General features: G+C 34.2%; 18 protein-coding genes. 3 read left to right on the top strand and 15 right to left on the bottom strand.

Annotated elements, in window-relative coordinates; translation table 11 throughout:
* Positions 1-22: 22 nt before the first annotated feature.
* The 4 genes from ZA07_RS07860 to ZA07_RS07845 all read right to left on the bottom strand — a co-directional run bounded on the left by ZA07_RS07860 (position 23) and on the right by ZA07_RS07845 (position 7,405).
* Positions 23-874 carry a hypothetical protein gene (locus ZA07_RS07860; RefSeq protein WP_157492093.1) on the bottom strand — a complete coding sequence of 284 codons (852 nt, stop codon included), beginning with the start codon at positions 872-874 and terminating at the stop codon, positions 23-25.
* A gap of 12 nt (positions 875-886) precedes the next feature.
* Positions 887-2,398, bottom strand: a complete 1,512-nt coding sequence (locus ZA07_RS07855; protein WP_053971159.1) for a RagB/SusD family nutrient uptake outer membrane protein — start codon at positions 2,396-2,398, stop codon at positions 887-889.
* Positions 2,399-2,408: 10 nt separating this feature from the next.
* Entirely contained in the window at positions 2,409-5,558 is a 3,150-nt protein-coding gene (locus tag ZA07_RS07850) for a TonB-dependent receptor (protein ID WP_053971158.1), read from the bottom strand.
* A gap of 308 nt (positions 5,559-5,866) precedes the next feature.
* Complete coding sequence (locus tag ZA07_RS07845) at positions 5,867-7,405, bottom strand: DUF6377 domain-containing protein (protein ID WP_157492092.1); 1,539 nt, start codon at positions 7,403-7,405, stop codon at positions 5,867-5,869.
* Positions 7,406-7,890: 485 nt separating this feature from the next.
* On the opposite strand from ZA07_RS07845, the gene ZA07_RS07835 reads away from it, so the two are divergent.
* From ZA07_RS07835 to ZA07_RS07825, 3 genes are all read left to right on the top strand, one after another.
* Complete coding sequence (locus ZA07_RS07835) at positions 7,891-8,097, top strand: (4Fe-4S)-binding protein (RefSeq protein ID WP_053971155.1); 207 nt, start codon at positions 7,891-7,893, stop codon at positions 8,095-8,097.
* Positions 8,098-8,104: 7 nt separating this feature from the next.
* Positions 8,105-8,389: a GNAT family N-acetyltransferase gene (locus ZA07_RS07830; protein WP_053971154.1), complete on the top strand. Its 285-nt coding sequence runs from the start codon at positions 8,105-8,107 to the stop codon at positions 8,387-8,389.
* A gap of 226 nt (positions 8,390-8,615) precedes the next feature.
* Positions 8,616-8,888, top strand: coding sequence for a hypothetical protein (locus ZA07_RS07825; RefSeq protein WP_053971153.1), 273 nt, complete (start codon positions 8,616-8,618; stop codon positions 8,886-8,888).
* Positions 8,889-9,116: 228 nt separating this feature from the next.
* On the opposite strand, the gene ZA07_RS07820 is transcribed toward ZA07_RS07825, so the two are convergent.
* From ZA07_RS07820 to ZA07_RS07770, 11 genes are all read right to left on the bottom strand, one after another.
* Positions 9,117-11,174: an ATP-binding protein gene (locus ZA07_RS07820; RefSeq protein ID WP_053971152.1), complete on the bottom strand. Its 2,058-nt coding sequence runs from the start codon at positions 11,172-11,174 to the stop codon at positions 9,117-9,119.
* Positions 11,158-11,670 (bottom strand): ABC-three component system middle component 4, encoded by a 513-nt coding sequence (locus tag ZA07_RS07815; RefSeq protein ID WP_053971151.1) that lies wholly within the window; start codon positions 11,668-11,670, stop codon positions 11,158-11,160. The genes ZA07_RS07820 and ZA07_RS07815 overlap by 17 nt, the downstream gene beginning before the upstream one ends.
* Positions 11,670-12,896, bottom strand: coding sequence for an ABC-three component system protein (locus ZA07_RS07810; RefSeq protein ID WP_053971150.1), 1,227 nt, complete (start codon positions 12,894-12,896; stop codon positions 11,670-11,672). Before ZA07_RS07810 ends, ZA07_RS07815 begins: the two co-directional genes overlap by 1 nt.
* 213 nt (positions 12,897-13,109) lie before the next feature.
* Positions 13,110-13,763 (bottom strand): GIY-YIG nuclease family protein, encoded by a 654-nt coding sequence (locus tag ZA07_RS07805; RefSeq protein WP_053971149.1) that lies wholly within the window; start codon positions 13,761-13,763, stop codon positions 13,110-13,112.
* A gap of 51 nt (positions 13,764-13,814) precedes the next feature.
* Positions 13,815-14,876, bottom strand: a complete 1,062-nt coding sequence (locus ZA07_RS07800) for an AAA family ATPase (protein WP_053971148.1) — start codon at positions 14,874-14,876, stop codon at positions 13,815-13,817.
* A 345-nt stretch (positions 14,877-15,221) separates the two neighbouring features.
* A complete protein-coding gene (locus tag ZA07_RS07795) occupies positions 15,222-15,476 on the bottom strand; it encodes a hypothetical protein (protein WP_157492091.1) in 255 nt (84 codons plus the stop codon).
* Between the two features lie 18 nt (positions 15,477-15,494).
* Positions 15,495-16,472: a DUF3871 family protein gene (locus ZA07_RS07790; protein WP_053971146.1), complete on the bottom strand. Its 978-nt coding sequence runs from the start codon at positions 16,470-16,472 to the stop codon at positions 15,495-15,497.
* Positions 16,473-17,327 carry an AAA family ATPase gene (locus ZA07_RS07785; RefSeq protein WP_053971145.1) on the bottom strand — a complete coding sequence of 285 codons (855 nt, stop codon included), beginning with the start codon at positions 17,325-17,327 and terminating at the stop codon, positions 16,473-16,475. It lies immediately after the preceding gene.
* 47 nt (positions 17,328-17,374) lie between these two features.
* Positions 17,375-17,722 (bottom strand): hypothetical protein, encoded by a 348-nt coding sequence (locus tag ZA07_RS07780; protein ID WP_053971144.1) that lies wholly within the window; start codon positions 17,720-17,722, stop codon positions 17,375-17,377.
* A gap of 101 nt (positions 17,723-17,823) precedes the next feature.
* Positions 17,824-18,582, bottom strand: a complete 759-nt coding sequence (locus ZA07_RS07775) for a hypothetical protein (protein ID WP_053971143.1) — start codon at positions 18,580-18,582, stop codon at positions 17,824-17,826.
* 17 nt (positions 18,583-18,599) lie between these two features.
* Positions 18,600-18,824 carry a hypothetical protein gene (locus tag ZA07_RS07770; RefSeq protein ID WP_053971142.1) on the bottom strand — a complete coding sequence of 75 codons (225 nt, stop codon included), beginning with the start codon at positions 18,822-18,824 and terminating at the stop codon, positions 18,600-18,602.
* Position 18,825 lies beyond the last annotated feature (1 nt).

Below are 18,825 nucleotides of genomic sequence, written 5' to 3'. Positions count from 1 at the left end.
ATTACTAATTCAAAACTAATTATCAATTCACTTTTCTCATTTCCACATTGGTAATGGATATTTCACCTACATCAGCCCCACCACATTTTATAATAAAATAAACTGGTCCAGCCTCTGGAAAACTTATGATATTGCCGCTTCCTGCACAACCAATGAGGGATAATTTACCTTCAAAAGGTGTATTTCCGCAACCGTTCCAGGTATTCAAACCAATTCTAATGTCACCTGAATAGTCGCTACCTTGAACTGGGGCAATAGTGGAAACATACACTTCAAACCAGGTATCTGTAGACCCTTCACCCCAAGCCTTCATATCTATAGAATAGTCTGTATTCGCTTCCACTTCAACAGCCTGAAAAATACCCTGTTGATTCCACCCTGAGGCTGCAATGGTTGCACTCCCCTCATTAAATGTCCATTGGGCGCCAGAAGCACTGATATTCAAAATACTCCATTGTGCATGATCCTCAGGGGTTAGAAATTTGCCGCCTAACAACATATTGCCACCTTCAGGGTCTGACATTTCTACTATCAATTCCTGAGTTGAAGTACTTGTAGCGCCTCCTTTTCCTATTGCGGTATGCGAAATGGGATAGGTTCCTGCATCTGGCAAATAAATTTCATTCTCGGATGACCCGATGTAATCACCATCTCCTGAATTCCATAAATGTTTCAAAATATTACTACCATTACTTTTCAATAAATACCTATTGGTAGCCCCAGAAATAGGAGAAATAGTAAAATCAGAATTCAGATCATAATCTGTTAATCCATTGTTTTCAAAGGAATCTTCTGGTTGGCAGCCCATTATTAGGAATACCACCAGTAATCCAAACAGGGAGGTTGCTTTATAAATATATTTGTTTAATACCATGTCTTTTAAAATTTAATAGTTAGGGTTTTGGACCAATAAGGTGTTATCCAATTCTTTCAACGGAATAGGCAGAACTTCGTTCTTACCAGAAACAAAACCAAACTCGCCTAATTCTTGAGCCGCATTACCTGTCCTTACCAAATCAAAATATCTGTGTCCTTCACCGGCCAATTCCAAGCGTCTTTCATGCATAATAGCTTCTAATGAAACTGGAATAGAAGGCAATCCAACTCTAGCACGAACAGCATCTAAAAGTGCTTGAGCTCTTGCACCTGTACCTCCTAGGGCTTCAGCTTCTAGCAAGTAGGTGTCAGCTAAACGAATCATGTAAACATGCTGTTGATAATTCAACTCCAATGCTCCACCTCCATCAGTGGCATTTTCATTAAGAGGCATAAATTTTCTCAAATAATATCCTGTATCCTGATCTCCAAGCGCATAATCTATTTCCCCGGCTTGCTTCCATGCCTTTAAATTGGCAATGGTGGCATCCATACGAGGATCTCCTTGCATGACATCAAAGAAATTCTCAGTAAACACATTGAAACTCCATCCCGGTGCAAAATCAGGAGCTATAGAACCGGCAGACCGAACATAACTTCTAGGACCTACCATTATATTTACAGAGTTTCCTTCATCAGCTCCAGAACCCCAGAACCCCCAATCTGCATTACTCTGATTGGTATTAGTCGTCTCTAAAATGGATTCAGAATTAAAAATGTTTTCAAAATTCCACAGATCTGAAAAGTTCGGTAATAGTTGGTATCCATAAACACTAGTTCCTCCAGGCTCTCCATTAACCTCGGCCAATTCTTGAGCTGCCTGAGCATTTTTATTATCATATAAATACACTTTACCTAATAAGGCCTGAGCAGCTCCTCTAGTCAAACGGCCACCTTCAGTTCCTATATCCACCGTCATTGGAAGGTGTTCTTTTGCCGATTCTAAATCAGCCTCAATCTGTACATAAACATCGGCCTTTGGTGATTGGGTAACACTATATATATCTGCAGTTTCCAATGGCGTGGTTATCAACGGAATATTTCCAAACATTCTTACCAATTGAAAATAAAAATACGCTCTTAGGGTTTTGGTCTCTGCAATAAATCGATTTCTCGTTTGGTCGCCCATAGGAACCTCTGGAAGTTTTGATAATAAAACATTTGCTCTAAAGACGCCTTGATAATAATCATCCCAATAGCTTGTGGGAATAGTAGAAGGACTAATCGTAAAGTGTGAAAAAGCATGGATTCCAGCCCCATCATCTGGCCCACCGCCACCGGCGTAATGATCATCGGAGGCTGCATTCATAAAAGTGATCATATTTTCAAACCCTCTGGTCTCCTTTCCCAAAATGTCATATACAGCCACCAAGCCCGAAAAAGCTTGTTCTTCATTCTGATAATAATTGCTCTCCAGATAAGTACCCATTGGGTCCACTTCCAAATAGTCTTTGCTACATGACACGGAAAGTATTGAAATGGCTGAAGAAAATATCAAATAACTAAATTTCTTAAGTTTCATAATCATTTTTTTAAAATTGTAAATTAACCCCTAACATTCCTGATTTTGCTTGAGGATAATAACCTCGATCAATCCCCAAAATTCCACCACCTATTTCAGGATCATAACCACTGTATTTGGTAAACGTGAATAGATTCTCTCCTGTCAGGTACAGTCTAAAGTGGGACAACCCTATTTTACGAACCAAATCTTGTGGTAAAGAGTATCCTATTTGAATCGTTTTAAATCGGAAATAATCTCCATCTTCTAGGTAAAAATCAGACGGATTTGTGAAGTTTTTATTAGTATCGTTGGTTGTCAACCTTGGATAAGAATTCGTTGATCCTTCACCTGTCCATCTACCCAACGCAGAGGTTTGATAATTTGCAGTACCTATATCCAAACGTCTTACCGCCTGAAATATCTTATTTCCAGAGGCTCCTTGTCCGAACACCAATAAATCAAAATTCTTATAGTTGACATTTAAAGTCAATCCATAGGTAAACTTTGGAATGGAACTACCTATAAAGTCTCTATCCTCATCTGTTATTAAACCATCGCCATCTACGTCTTTCCATCTAAAATCTCCTGGTTGCGCGTTAGGTTGAATTAATTCCCCTTGAGCATTTGTGTAGGCATCAATTTCAGCTTGGTTTTGAAAGATTCCTTGAGTTACAAATCCATAAAACGAATTAACGGGTTGCCCCACTTGAGTTCTAGTTATCGGAAATGTACTTGCTTGAATTGTTTCTCCACCATTTAGATATTCAATATCGGTACCTAGATTAGTTACTTCATTTTTAACTGTAGATAGGTTTCCATTAATTGAAAATCCAAAATCTTCATACTGTTTAGAGTACCCCAGTTCTAAATCAATACCTCTGTTTTCCATATCGGCTACATTCCCGGTTGGCAAACCTGTAGCACCTACATATCCGGGGATGGGAACTCCTTGAAGAATTCCAGTAGTTTTCTTTAAATACCAGTCAAAAGCCAAAGTAAAGCCATTAAACATTCTAGTATCAAACCCAACATTTGTTTGGCTAGTTTCCTCCCATTTTAAATCTGGGTTAGCTGGAGCATTAGGGCTATTTCCTATCACTATGGAACCTTGATTTCCAAAGCTGTAGTTTCGGCCTCCACTAATAGTTGACAGATACTGAAAATCTCCAATTTGATCACTTCCAGTTACCCCGTAACTACCTTTCAATTTTAATTGATTGACAATGTCATTTTCTGGCCAGAAGTCCTCCTTACTAGGCACCCAACCCAAAGAAAATGAAGGGAAAGTACCATATTTGTTGTTGGAACCAAAGCGACTAGAACCATCTCTACGAATAATCCCTGTCACCAAGTATTTTTCCTTGTATGCATAATTAAGTCTTCCAAAAAGAGAAGTCACTTTGTGTATTGTACCCTCATAAGCGTTTGCAATAATTTGCTCTGAAGGCAAATCAAAATTAAAACTAGCTAGATCATAAGAATTAACAGGCAGGTTATTGTATGTTACAGATTCTCCCTGAGTAATGTTATCCACATAAACTCCTTGCCCTATTAAGACATTAAAGCTGTGATCTTTAATTTCCTTACTATAGTTTATGGTGTTTTCGATATTCCACCCAAAACCTCTATTATTGTTTTTGCTTAAGCTATTTTGAGAAACCAAAAAGGAGGAATTCAAGTACACTTTAGGGTTGAAATATCGACCGCCCCAATAGGCTAATTTACCTCCAAATGTACTCTTCACTTTAAGGCCTTTGATTGGCTCGACCTCAACATAGGCATTTCCCACAAAATTATCAGACCAACTGTGGTTCCCTTCTTTTGTTTTGATGAAAGCCATTGGGTTTGTCATTTCCTGTCCCACATAATTTGAAATACCATATGGATATCCATTAGGAGCATATACTAAATCAGATCTTAGTTCTCCTTCGTCATTGATATAAGGCACTTGGCTAAGAGCTGTTGGATCCGTTTCAATTTCAGGAGTAAGTGGATCTAAATTAATAGCAGAAGCTAGCGGTCCCCCATAATAATTGTTGGTGTCAATTCCTTGATTTTTTTCATTCGAATATCCGAAGGTTTGACCAATTTTTAAAAAGGAACCAATCTTGTGATCAGAATTCAATCTGAAATTCTTTCTGGTGTAATGGGAAATATCAGATGCGACTAAACCATCTTGATCTAAGTAACCGAATGAGGCATAAAATGTAGAACTTTCCGTACCTCCACTTATGCTAATTTCATGGTTTTGACGTAAAGCGCTATTATCAAAGATTAAATCTTGCCAATCTGTCCCCTCACCAAGGCTTTCAGGATTGGAAAATGGAAGCTGATAGTCACCACTTCCTGGGTTATAGCCATTTGCATAGCGCTCATTCATTAAAGTCGCATATTCAGTAGCATTTAATAAATCCAATTTTCTAGCAGGACCTGATAGACCCGTATAACCGCTATAGTTCAAGGTCAATTTTCCTGATTTTCCTTTCTTGGTTGTTACCAGAATAACTCCGGCAGCAGCACGGGATCCATAAATCGCGGCGGCGGCAGCATCTTTTAAAACCTCTATAGACTCGATATCGGACTGGTTTAAATAACCAATTCCTCCCGCGTCCACAATAACTCCGTCAACAACCCATAATGGTTCATTATTGTTCAAGGTGGTTATCCCTCTAATTCTAATAGTTGAAGAAGACCCAGGTTGTCCGGAGTTTGCGGCTATTGTAACCCCTGAAGTACGCCCTTGTAAAGATTGTTCGATTCTAGTCACTGGCAGATCTTCTAATTCTGAAGCCTTAACACCTGTGATTGCGCCTGTAACGCTACTTTTCTTTTGGGTTCCGTAACCTACTACCACTACCTCATCTAAAGAAGCAACATCTGTTTCTAGCACCACATCAATAACCTCTCGGCCATTAACGAGTTCTTCCTTGGCTTTAAATCCAATAGAACTAAAAACTAGAACAGCATCTGAGGGCGCTTCAATGGTATATTGACCATCAAAATCTGCAGCGGTTCCGTTAGTAGTATTTTTTACAATTACTGAAGCTCCTGGTATTGGCATCCCAGAATCATCATAAACATGCCCTGTGATTGTTCCGTTTTGGGCAAAAGACAAAACTGTAAATAAGAAAAAAATGATTACAGTTAAGCCATTAAAATTAACATGCTTGATTCTCATTTTAATGTTAATAAATGTTAGTTAATAGTTTGAATGATTTGTTCGATTGCCAACCTTTCCATACTAATTTTTAGAAATATTTAACAACTATAACAAAGAACATCGAACTACAACCGGCATCAAACATGAAGTACAAAAGAAGTGGACGAAATAAACTATTAAAATTTATAACACCCTTATAACATGATCATTATAAATTTTTGTAAAATAAAAAAAGTGGATATGATTTAAATAAAAAATAGATTTAAGGAACTACTTATTTGATAATTTATCAAAATAAGAAAGCAAAAAATCAACAAATTAAATTTTTAGTGAATTTTTTTGATTAAATCCTCAAATTCATCCCGATTTTTAGAGTTATTCTTGACCTTTACACGGTAATTATAGATGGTATTGACTGAGTACCTAAGGATTTTTGCTATTTGAGAACTACTTTGAATACCCAATCTTATCAATGCTAAAATACGCAACTCCGTGTTCAACCTTCCTTCTGTTTTTTCATCAAACCGAAACTCTGGTTGCATAAATTCATTCACCTGTTTAATAAAACTGGGATATATATGGAGAAAGGATTCATCAAAATTTTTGAAAAAGACTTCCATTTCAGAATCAATAAGCTGTTTGGATTTAGTCATGTCCAATAAAGCTTTAAATTTATTGGTAGAGATATATTTTCTAACCATTTTCCTATACATATCCAATTTTTCCAAATAATCAGAATAAAGATTTAAAAAGGTACCGATGTAGTGCTCCTTAATTCTATTCGCCTCTGAAAGTTCTGTATACAACCTATTCAGATCATCATTGGATATACTTAATTGGTTGTTTAGGTCCTTTAGATTTCGGTTAACCAATTTTAGTTTGTTTCGTGCCGCGGAAAGCTTCTTCACTTGTTTAAAAATATAGAATAGCGCTCCCAATAAGACCACCGCCAAAACACTTATAAATATTAACATGATTGTGAGCTTGGATTTTTGCTCCATACTGTTTTGTTCATAAGATTTAGAGATTAAAGGCAAGATATTTGAGATATTAACAAACCGAAATTGTGAATTATAAACCTCAGCGTCTTCAAAGGAAAAATTAATATAATTGTGCGCTCTTTCAATCTCGTTTTCCCGAAAATAAATGGTAGCCAAAAGAGTCAAGGATGCATTATCCTTAATAGAAGATTTAATATCGGCTATAGCTGATTTGATAAGACACTTTTTCTCATTCTCAATGTCCCCAGTAATGGCATATAGGATGGCTCTTTCAAAAGAAATAATAGCAAATGCCCTTGACTCGGTTGAAACCATTTTCTCCCTTTTGAAGTTGATATCAAGAGCTTCATCAAACTTTCCTTCATCCCTAAGCTTCTTTTCCTGAATACCCAAAAACATGTCACTTCTTTCATCAATTTTAGATAGTAAAGAATCCCTGTAAGCTTCATATAAATGTAGATACTTGGCTTTATTCCTTTTAATAGGGGTATAGAAATCCAATCGAGAATATACTTCCATATGATTCTCATAGTAGTCTTTTATAAGATCTGCCGACAGTGTTTCTTTATCAATAAGAGTCAATAAATCTACAGCTTCCTTATACCGCCCAGTAGATATCAATAAACCGGAAAGTTTCAATCTTCCCTCATTCAGAAAATGCTCATTCTGGATTTGAGCAGCTAATTTTAAGTTTTTTTCGATGTAAAAGAGGGTCGAATCAAAACTATAGTAAGCGTACTCATCAATAATTTTTTTAACCAGATAATAATTATTCTCCGGCGAATTACTTTTATCACTTAGTAAATCCTTAAGATTATTAATTCTTGTTTCCTTTTCCCCATCATATATAGATCTCTTAGACATTGTGCTTTCAAGAGATACTAACAACGAATCAAGCGTTTGAGAATATATTTGAAAAACAAAAAATGGTCCTGAAAACAAAAAAAATATAAATCGCTTCCTTTTAATGTTGAAGCCACTAGAGGATATAAAATTCATTAGATATAATTTGAGCCATCAGACATTTCCGAAATTGATATTAAAAAAAACAGGAAAATCAGTCCAAGATATAACTAAAAAATGTTTCATCAAACCCATTGATATAATCCCTTTTTCCCATAAACAGAAAATTCATGAAATAAATACAATCCTATCAACGCCTCAACCCATATTTCTACTATGGCAATTTTATTTTAAGGTATCGAGAAAACAATTTCAATGTTTCATGATTATAGTTACCAACAGTTCCATTAAATTTTCTAATTTAGGTATCATACGTTATGCCTTGGTCGCCCTCATTTGGCTGACCCTCTGATAGTAGGATTGAAAAAAAATTAAAATAACTAGTTATGACTACAAAAGAATACAGCAACGGAGAGGTTACCATACTTTGGAAACCAGAAAAATGTATCCATTCTGGAATTTGTGTAAAAACACTACCCAAAGTTTACAACCCACAAGAAAAACCGTGGGTAAAACCTGAAAATGCCTCAAGCGAGGAGCTCATAAATCAAGTGGCTAAATGTCCTTCAGGCGCTTTAAGCATTAAAAAATAAAAATTATATGGTAAGCATTGAAAGAGAGGAAACAGGCAGCAAAGGAAGGTTTGTGATTTATGAAGATGGTGTTTTTGCTGGAGAAATGACCTATACATGGGCAGGTTCTAACAAATTCATTATTGACCACACAGGCATCGAACCGGGATTTTCTGGAAAAGGTTTTGGAAAGAAAATGATTTTGGAGGCAGTCGAAATGGCTCGAAAACAGAACGTAAAAATCTTACCTCTTTGTCCCTTTGCCAAAGCTGAATTTGACAAAAACAAGTCCATTGCAGATGTGAGATTCTAGGGAAAATTCCTCTAAAAAAAGATTAAAAGTTCCTATTCCCTTAGAGCTTTGTGCATTTTTGCGGTCTTGATAGTACACCAATTTTCAGCTTATAAAAACTATACCCATCTTATTTTTTATTTTATAATGAGTATAAATGCAAATGTAATCTGTAACATTAATTATTGTAAATAGACCTATGTTTTAAGCAATCAATTTTATTTTAAAATTCCCTTACTAAAACCAAATGATTATACTACTCATCCTTACCATAGTTGGATTCCTTATTTTGGATATATTTCTTTTTGCCAAACTATTTAGGTTGTTCTTTAAAGAGAAGGACTCCTTTAACGAATCTGTTTGGTATTCATTTAAACCTGACCTACTCTCCTTTTTTGATGGAGAGTTTTGGCGGGATAAAGCATCAGAAACAAAATTAAAGCTCTTCTTATTCCTTTGTTTCGTCATTATTGCTGGAGAATTTATTATTTTAAAACAGATAGGACTATTACCCAATTAAAAGTACCTATTGGATATTTTAAGACAACTTAAAGGGTAAGTCATAGTTCCTTCAAATTTATCTCTTTCGACATTCAACCGTGGGTTTAGAATCTACTCAAATGGCCTAGGATAGGCTTCTCTTCAGTAACTTATAAACACAAAAAAAGCCCCAATTTCTTGGAGCTTTGTGCATTTTTGCGGTCTGGACGGGACTCATATTTAATAAACAAGGAATAAGTAATCAATATTAGAATGGAAATTCATCATCCTCATCTTTATCTACATCATACCCATCCTCTTCAATCATATTTCTTTGGATTTCAGATGATTCAGACTTATAGACATCATCAATAAATCCAACTTCATCTCCTATTTTACTAGGATTTGCAGTATAATGTTTAGCTATAAATGGTGTTAATTTTTTTTCCAAGGTATTAGGAATATCATTATCCACAACTATAACTTGAAAGCTTCCAGATGATTTATCATGAATCCCCATCAAATAATTATAGATATTTTCATACTTAGTCCCATCTTTCATTCCTTCCTTTAGGTCCTCTTCTAAATTTGTATTCTTTAAATCAGCTTCATTAGTTTTTCCAATATATTTTGCAATAGTATCAACCATTAGAAATGAAGGATAATTAATAGCATTATTTATCGCATATTCAAGGATAGCTAAATAGAAGCCTACTGAGCTTAATGTTCTTACCCCGCCTGATGTGATTTTCTCATAATCTCTGTTTCTTATAATTGGAAGATACGTTTTCTTAGATATTGAAATATTATTGACATTTTTAACTCCAACATACCTTAAAAAATCTTCTATGCTATTTCCTAATTTGAGGAACACCCTATCCAAGCTTGGAGCAGATTCCTTAAGAACTTTTAAATCATCCCTAAATGCACCTATTCTATTTTCTAAATCTAGAATTTCTGATTCAATTATATTTTGTTGCTTCCGTATTTTATATAGATGATGGAGATTTTTTAAATCACTTCTTAAACTCCCTATTTTAATAGCCAGATTATCTCTTTGGTTGACATATGGGGTAACAATTTTTTTAGTTTGATTATCAAATTGGAACCTCAAATCTTCTAACTTTTCTGTATCCAAGTTAATTTTAGTATCATACTCTGATATCTCCTCCCTTAAATTATCATGTATTTTAACCAATTCCTTTGCTCTGCGCCTTAGCCCATTTAATTCTGCCTTAATAGATTCTGAATCTGTATTAGCAAATTGATCCTTGAGGGTGCTCAGTTTAATACTCTGGTCACATACAGGACAACTGGTATCCCTATCTTTTATTTTAGGGAATTTATTGAGGACTTCTATAGTAGCTATAATCTTTCTAATATCATTTGCATATTCATTCCTTAAAACAACATTTTGCTTAACTAATTGGTGTTTTATAGCTCTTATATTTGACGAGTCAATCAATTTCTTTTCTAAAATTGTAATTTCCTCTCTCAAATAATTAAGCTCTTTACTGTCCGCAACTATTTTTGAATCTATATCTTCTAGTAAATCAATCAATACTAATAGCTGAGATTCTAAATCCGATTTTCTTTCCTCTAATGCTTTTAAGGAATCTATTTGAGTTTCCCTTAAAAATCCTGATATAGATTTATTCTTTTTATTTAATTCATTATATTCTTTTGATAGTTCGGAAATTGACCCTTCTAAATGTAAAATTTGAGAGTCTAAGGCATTAAACATCAACTTAAAAGTCTCTTTCAATTTTGCCAAATAAGCGTAATTTTCACCTAGTAATTTTTTACTACCAACTTTATCTTGGTTCAAATAATTAAACTTAAAAATATCTCTAAAGCTTAAGGACACCATTTTTGAGTCCTCTTTAGAAGGAGACTGCTTTATTTTAGTTATTGGTATATTTAAAGAAGACAATAAAAAATCCGAGAAAAAACCATCCTCACTTACTTTATTAAAATTTGGTGAATAATACTTTGGAAAATAGTCTTCAATCTCATTATGATAACATCTAAAAACTTCTATATCCTCTTGAGAATTAAATATATTTCTCTTTATAGTATATATTTCTCCTACTAAAAAAACTTCTAATAAACAATAATTCCCAGCGATCTCAATTTCGTCATATAAATCAACTGAGCTTGAACCAAGACAATAATTTATTAAATTTAATATACTTGATTTACCTGTATCAGAATCACCATAAATTAAATTAAACCCCTTTTTAAAAGGAACTATATAATTTTTCCTATGCCCAACAAGTATAAGTTTGTTTACAATAAGTTTGGGGGTCTTAATTTTCAATGCCATAGTTTAGGTACGGTTCAATTAGTTTATTAATATTTGAGTAGCTCAAAGAACTTATAGGAACAATCTTATGATATATACGCCTTAATCTTTTAAAGTAAATTGCATCCAAACTATCCGCTAATTCTAATCCTATATCAGTGATGTAATAGTTTATTTCAAAATCCTTTTTTATTTTAATTTCAACAAACTTATAGCCAACTAATAGATTTAATAAAACCTTATTTTTTGAAAGGTTAAATAACTCTCCTCTATTAGGAAACAACGCTTCAATTGAAAATTTCTCAGAATTATTTAGGTCAATTAATTCTTTGTTTTTATAATAGAGAATCCTATTTAGAAGCATAGGGTGCTTTGTTAAAAATTCAAAAATTGAAATCTTCTCTAAGGTAAGAATTGGCTCCTTTTTTTTATTGGTAGACAATACACTTAAAAGCAATAACATTTTCCCTAATTTCAAATGAACTTCAGAATCTGGAATAAAAATTGGTAATTTCACTACTTTGTTTTCTTTTTATATTCTTTTTTAAATTCTTCCAATGTTGAAATGTTATTTTCCCTCGCCCACCATAAACTATCATCCATTGAGGTCAGTTGATGTAGCATTCCAAATTTTTGGAAGGATTGAAGTGAGGGATAAAGTGACTTCAAATGATTCTTATCTTCTTTTACTATCCTTTTATGAATTGCAGTTACAAGTGCGCTAGAATTAGAAATTGTCCCATTTAACAGATCACCAAATTCCAAAATAAAAAGTTCTTTAACCTTCTGATAAAGACTTTCTAACTCAGAAATCTCTACTCCAAGCCTATTTAATTTTCTAATTGTAAATTCAGCACTATAAAAAGCTTCTTTAGAGCTATCTACCAAAGTTGCATGCACATCTGCCAATAATAACTTTAAAACAAAAATTTCATCATCATATTGACCTTCATCTATAAATTTTTCCTTATTCTCAATTTCTTGGATTTCCTTTTGCGTTAAAAACTCAGTTATTTCTGTTCTTAATGCATGCACTATAACATCACTTCCATCATCGGGTTTAATTATACTAAAATGATCATCATCTGAATAAATAGGTTCTAATTCATCCCTATCTAGTGAAATTCCAGAAATTGGCGGAACTACCTTGTCACTTAAACCTTGAGCATAAAATCTTTTTGGCAGTACTTTACACTGAACCCATTCAGCGTTTAATTTGGTTATATTTTCACTTAAAGGGGCAAGGTCACTAACTTGGCAATTTTCTATAATTCTTTTTCCGTAAGTTGCTAGATCAGAACCAGAGTGAGGAGTAGCTAATGATATATAAAGCTTAACCTTTGATATTGAATTTCTCTTAATGTCTTTTAATATATACTTCTTTCCTACCAATCCTCCCATACTATGACCCACAAGAATAATATTCTCATAACCAGAGCAAATGTACTTCACTTGAGTTAAAAGTAAATCAGCTAAATTATCAATAGGTAAATTAATCGTAACCTTCTTCTTACCTAAAAACTTTTGAAGAGTTTTGATTTTAGGAAATAACTCCATTAGTTTAGAATGATATAAAAACAAACCTATATCAACCTTATTTACCAAATCATCATTAAATATAGAATCTATGAATGGCATTGTTCCATCTCCACTAACCCAAGTTCCTTCGCCACCAATAAATCCATGAATAAATATTACAATTGTATCTACTTCTTTAGTGTTTTTGCGAACTATCTTTATCATTCCAAAAGGTAAATATTAAAAGTTAAGAAAAATACCACATTAATTTTATTCACAAAAATAAAAGATAGTCATTTTTAAGGTTTACCAAATAAGAAAAAGGTCTTAACTAGACCCTAAACAAAATCATTAAGTCATTAAATACCAACACTCTTATAGCTGCCAATAAGAAAAGGACACCTTAATGATGCCCTTTCTTTTAAATCAAGTTATATTTTAAACATATCTCCACCTAAATCCACCAGCTTGATTCCTCTCACCTCTACAGACTTTTGCTATACTGGATTTATTTATTCCAGTTTCAATTGAAGCTAAAGAAATAGAGGTATACTTGGCAACAATACTACCTGCTGAATCCAATTTATAAACTTCCTTCTTACGGTCATCTAGACCAGGTTTAAATGGTTCTTGTAGCCTGTAGCTCCAATAGTATCCTTTACACAAGTTAGACACGCTTAAACAAGCTCTAGAGAGTTGCTTATTTGTGACCCCAACGAAGGATGAAGCCGCATCAGAAAGGCTATCAAATGTATTCACCAATTTCCCCGTCTTAAGGTCATATTGGTAAACCTTTTTCTTAATTCCCCCTCCATAATCTGAGTTATATCCGTTTTCCTTGGAATCATATTTTGATATGTATTGTCTTTCCTTTATCGCTAGTTCATTTGGGCTACTAGCAGTATCTATCTGCTCCCAATCAAAGGCATCTGGGCCGTAGGTCGCTATGGCCTCTTGAAATTGATGACCTGTACCATTATTTGCTTTTTGTATATGGTTTCTTTTCCTCTTTTCTATACCATTTCTCGTCACTCCCACATAAGATTCATTAGTTAGAGTATTTGTTGCTCTATATATATAATACTTTTTCATAATTAATGGTTAAGGAGCCCTGAGACTCCTTAACCCTTAAAATTTATGGTTTTAATCAGCTACCTTTAAAGTTAACCTATACAAACCCTTCCCGCATTTTTCAATAAGCTCTTCGTTAAGCAATTTTCTAATGCTTGAATGTAAAGTGTCCTTAGACATAATTTTAGTATCCACAAAAGTTTCCTTCATTAATTTGGTTGAGACAGTCTGACTACCCTGACTATCCTGACTCTGTATAAATACTAAAATCTTATCCCTATTTTCAGTATCAACTCTTAGATCAATAGTAGCACCAGTATTCCCGCACAATGCATAAACGTTGGCACTTCCTAAATTCTTAAATCCAAAATGAGGATCAATTGAGTATTCAATTGCCATTGTATCATCAACAGGAACAAACTTATTATTTAAAAAGGCCAAATATTTCTTTGTTGAATTTCCTGGCACCTTGGACATTCCAATGATATACTGCATCTTCTGCAACAAAACCCTACTCCCCGCAACTTTGTCTACTTGTAGCGGACCATTATTGCCCTTTGTGGTATGATGAATTAAAATAACTGTCTTACCAGAAAAATGTACATAACGGTTTAGTTTTTCAACAAATTTATTGGCAGAAGTGCTATCCTCCACATTAGAAGGCATCATGTGGGTCACAGAATCAACCACTATAACATCAGCGTCTACCTCTAGGACTAACCTCTCAAGTTTTTTCCAATCGTCATCAGTGTTTAAAAACTCTGGAAAGTCATCAGGCTCCATAAAGAAGTTATTTTTGAACAACTTCAATTCAGCTTCACTCAGATTATCAACTAGTTTAGCCAATCTCCTTGAGTAAATCTTGTCACTCTCTTCAAGATTTATAAAGAGAACCTTTTGAGGCTCCCCTATCATCTCCATATCAAAAAATTTCTCTCGTCCTACTGCGAGTGATACTGCTAAGTTTTCAGCAAATCTTGTTTTACCAGTTTTTGGTGCTCCTACAAACATTCCCACTGATCCTTGTGGGATTGATGCCCAAATAAATTTAGGTTCTGGCTCAGCTTGTACACGTTGTATTTTATCCCAAGCTGATTCAGCCTTAATCATAGTCTCTTTACTTTCTTTTTCCATTCGTAATAATTAAAAAGAGTCTATGTCTATGTTCCAACTATTGAAACATTCTATTTAGTCTGACTAGTCAGTATGGTCAGACCATTTATTATTGTAACGAATTATAAATGAAGCCGCTGTGAAGTAAATATTTTTATAAAAAGAAATTAGAATGTCCTTGCTCAACTTCAATAATTTTGCAAATATATAATTTTGTTTAACAAATATCAAGTTTTTTTAAACGTTTTTTTAAAAAAAGTAGATTTGGGGCTTTTAAATCTAGCTTAAGCATTCTTTTTTCAGTGGCTTTTTTAAAGTTGAGCCGTCTCAAAAATTTGGTTTTTCAAAAAATACAGTATACAACTTTTATTTAATTACTATATGGAAATGATAATAGTAATATGCCTCACCCCTCACCATAAAAACAGTCACAAGATTGGTTGAAAGCTTAACCTGTTCAACTTCTACTAATTCTTGCCTTTTGAAATTTTCTAGGTCGTACTTGAGCTTGACAATAAAAGGGCATTTCAATTCCACAATTTGGTTGTCCCAAGTCAGTACCATAATACTATAGGGTGAAGCATATTTTAAAAAATCAGCCCATTGGTTAGGAGTCATCATCTGTCTATTTAACTATCATTAATTATTCAGATACCAATTTGGCTTTCCCTGATCCAGTGATATTGCCAGTTCTTTTACAAACTCAAATGCAAATACACTCCTTGAAAGAAAACTATCCACATAGGAAGACTTATTGGAACCAGTAAACAGGTTGTATAGCTTCCAAAGGCTAATTGATTTGTTATCCTCTACACCAAAATCAGGGTTTACATAATAGTTCTTAACCACGTTGTTTATCTGTGAATCATTGAACAACATAGGTGTTATTATTTCCTCGTTGGAACCTAAATATTGTGCCATACGGAGTTTACCTATCAGATGTGCGAATTGCTCTTCAGTGATACTGATATCACCAAATTCCTCAATTGTACTAAGGTGCTGTTCTTGGTTGTAGTCATGCAGTAAGTTTCCAAAATGCTCTGATAAATCAGTTACTGAACCCACCCTAACATCATTTAGTATTCCATCCGTGGAAACACATAAATTGGTACACACCTTGTTCCTGAACCCTATAAATACCTTGAAACGTTCCAGGGATTTTTTACTGTAGAGGTTTTCCTGGTTATAGGCACGTACCCCACCAATGGTCAATCCCAAATGGTTGTTATTCACCTCCAGCTGAATAGAGGGAACCTGAATTATAAAAGCACATCTTTCATAATAGATTGTCTTCTCTTCCTCCAAAAGCTCCTTAACTGGCTTGCCTATAGCTGATGGAACCCTGCCTTTAATAACATGGCTCACCCTGATATCTGGCGCCAGGATCTGCTCATCAGGAAAATAATTGTGCACCATATTATTTACTGCCTCAATAAACTGATAATGGGATATGGTCATCTCATTGTCCTTGGAGAATACGGGTATGATACAATCGTCCTTTAGGTGTTTTAATTTTACTGGCTTGGTATTGGCTTCAATAAAGGGTTTGGTCGCCCTAACATCTACGTCCACGTCCTGAATTATCAGGTCATTCTGGTTTATAATGTTTGTTTCCATTTAAGTTATTTTTTTGTCGGTTTCAATGAGTGATTGTTTTGCCTGAAGTGATTCCTTCTTGGTTAGTATCAGATCATAGAGTTCTTTTCTTAGGTTAGGATACTTTTCATAGACATGTCTTAATCCTTCTAATGTTTGACATTGGTTTATCTCACTAGTAGCTAATTCAATTTCACGATCCATATCGCACCAGGATTTGAGTTTCTTTCCTGTTGATTGATTGATAACAAACTCATTTTTGTTCATGAAGAGCCCTGTCCTATCCTTGGATGCCTTAGTTAGATGGTTGTCATTGATAAGCTCAAAATTGACCGTAAGCTCATATTCAAATCCCTCCCTGGTAATCTCCTTGGTTCCGTGTTTTACAACTACTGTCTTTCCATTGGAACCTACATCCATTGAATAGTCTATCTTTCTTCTGACTGTGGTTATGATATGGCTAGATGACTTTAGAATGGCATCTAAAAAAGACGTGTGCCTAGGACTGACTTTAGCCCAATCCTGGAACCTACCACCTAGTTTTTCATGAATTTCAAGACATCCTCCTTTACCATTCCATTCATGTGATATGGAATCTATGATTATGACCTCCATAGAGGCGTTTTCACAGGTTTTAATTGCTTCTATATACCTTTCTGGCGTATAGGGCTCCTGTAGATCCAGAACGTTAAATTCTCCCAATGAGGAGTAGAGGTTTGAACTCCCATTCTCTGTATCAATCAGGGCAATCTTTGACCAGTCACCAGTCATTCCATGGGCAAGCAATAGTGCAGAATAGGTTTTTCCAAAACCAGAGGCTCCTGAAAGACCTATCTTTAACTTAATACTTTGTTTTTTTGCGGTTGTTAATTTCATAATGTTTTAAATTAAAAAAGGACCTCAATTTTGAAGTCCTTTAGGTTTTACTTGATTTTTTGGTTTTTCTTGACCACCATGTTCTCCATGACATCCAAGGCTTCATCCTTGTATTCCCACCTATGGGATAACTGTATGACCTCTCCTGTCTGTTCTATGGTGTAATCGTAAGGTTCACAATCCACCTTTACTATATCGCCATTGAATGCCTCCCCAATGACCTGTTTGCAGATAGCCTCATCAAAAGTGGTGGGCACTGTAGCTGAACGTGTAGTAAAATATATCCTTCCAGTGTTCTGACTTTTGACTGGTTGTACGCCACCCTCTACAATTAGGGCAAAGAATTTCTCCCCATCACTTTTTGTGATGGCTTTAAAGTTTTTAATCGTAACCATTTTTAAATTTTTTATATGTTAAACTTAGACGGGGGGGATCCCCAATTCACTAAGTCTGGGGGGATGACTTGTGGATTATTTGGGTCTTGTAGGGGGTAATTTTAATTACAGTATTCATCAATAAGCTCAGAAGCCAAGGGACTTCCAAGATTTAATGCTTTATATAGATTTAAACAACCTAAATCTTCATCCCCCAATCTATATTGGGATATTCCAATATTATAATAATATGAGTGATATTTTTTGATTTTATTTGCCATTTGCCAATCTAAAATAGCAGCATTAAGGTCTTCTAATTCAAATTTAACTATTGCCCTTGCATTATATAGAGCATCTAATTGAAATTTAAAAATGGCCTTTTCATTATAATTATTTATACCTATTTCAGATAGATAGTCAATCATTAAACCATAATCTTGAATCATACCATATTTATCATTTAATGCTTTTTTACATTCAGCCCTATAGTAGATAAAATGACAATAATCAAAATGGTCTTTACCGTAAACTATCGCCTTTGAAAAATCTTCCATAGCTCCAATTACATCCTTAAGATAGAATTTCCAATAACCTCTTTGATAATAGTAATATCCGTATTTTGGATTTAGACTAAGAACTATATCATAATCCTTGATTGCCTTTTTAATCTCGTGTAATTCAATGTATACCATAGCCCTAAATGTATAGGCTTCTTCATCATTAGGGTTACTATTGATATAGTCATTACATACGCTTAAAGCCTGATTATAATTTCCATCATTAAAATAGGAATTAAATGTTTCAGTAAATGTTCCATTTTGTCCATATGAAAAATTTAGAACAAACCATAGGGCGACCATTGACAATTCAAACTTTTTCATGATAATTGTTTTAAGTATTATTTTCTAATGTATTTATCTAGTTGGTTTCCATCCACAAAAGTTCTCACATCTTTGATTTTGTTCTCATCCCCATCATATTCAAGTTCTACAAAAAATTTATGAAGTGAGTAGCAATTAATTCTAACTCTTGATGTCACATAGTTATCTACAAAGACGCCATTATCAACAACTTCATAAAGCTTTGAATCAAAATCCAATTTATTGAAGTCCTCCAGTGTCATT

The sequence above is a fragment of the Mangrovimonas sp. ST2L15 genome (genome assembly GCF_001280515.1).
Lineage (GTDB): Bacteria > Bacteroidota > Bacteroidia > Flavobacteriales > Flavobacteriaceae > Mangrovimonas > Mangrovimonas futianensis.
Note: the sequence above shows the minus strand (reverse complement) of the source record. Positions and strands in the feature narration are given on the sequence as shown.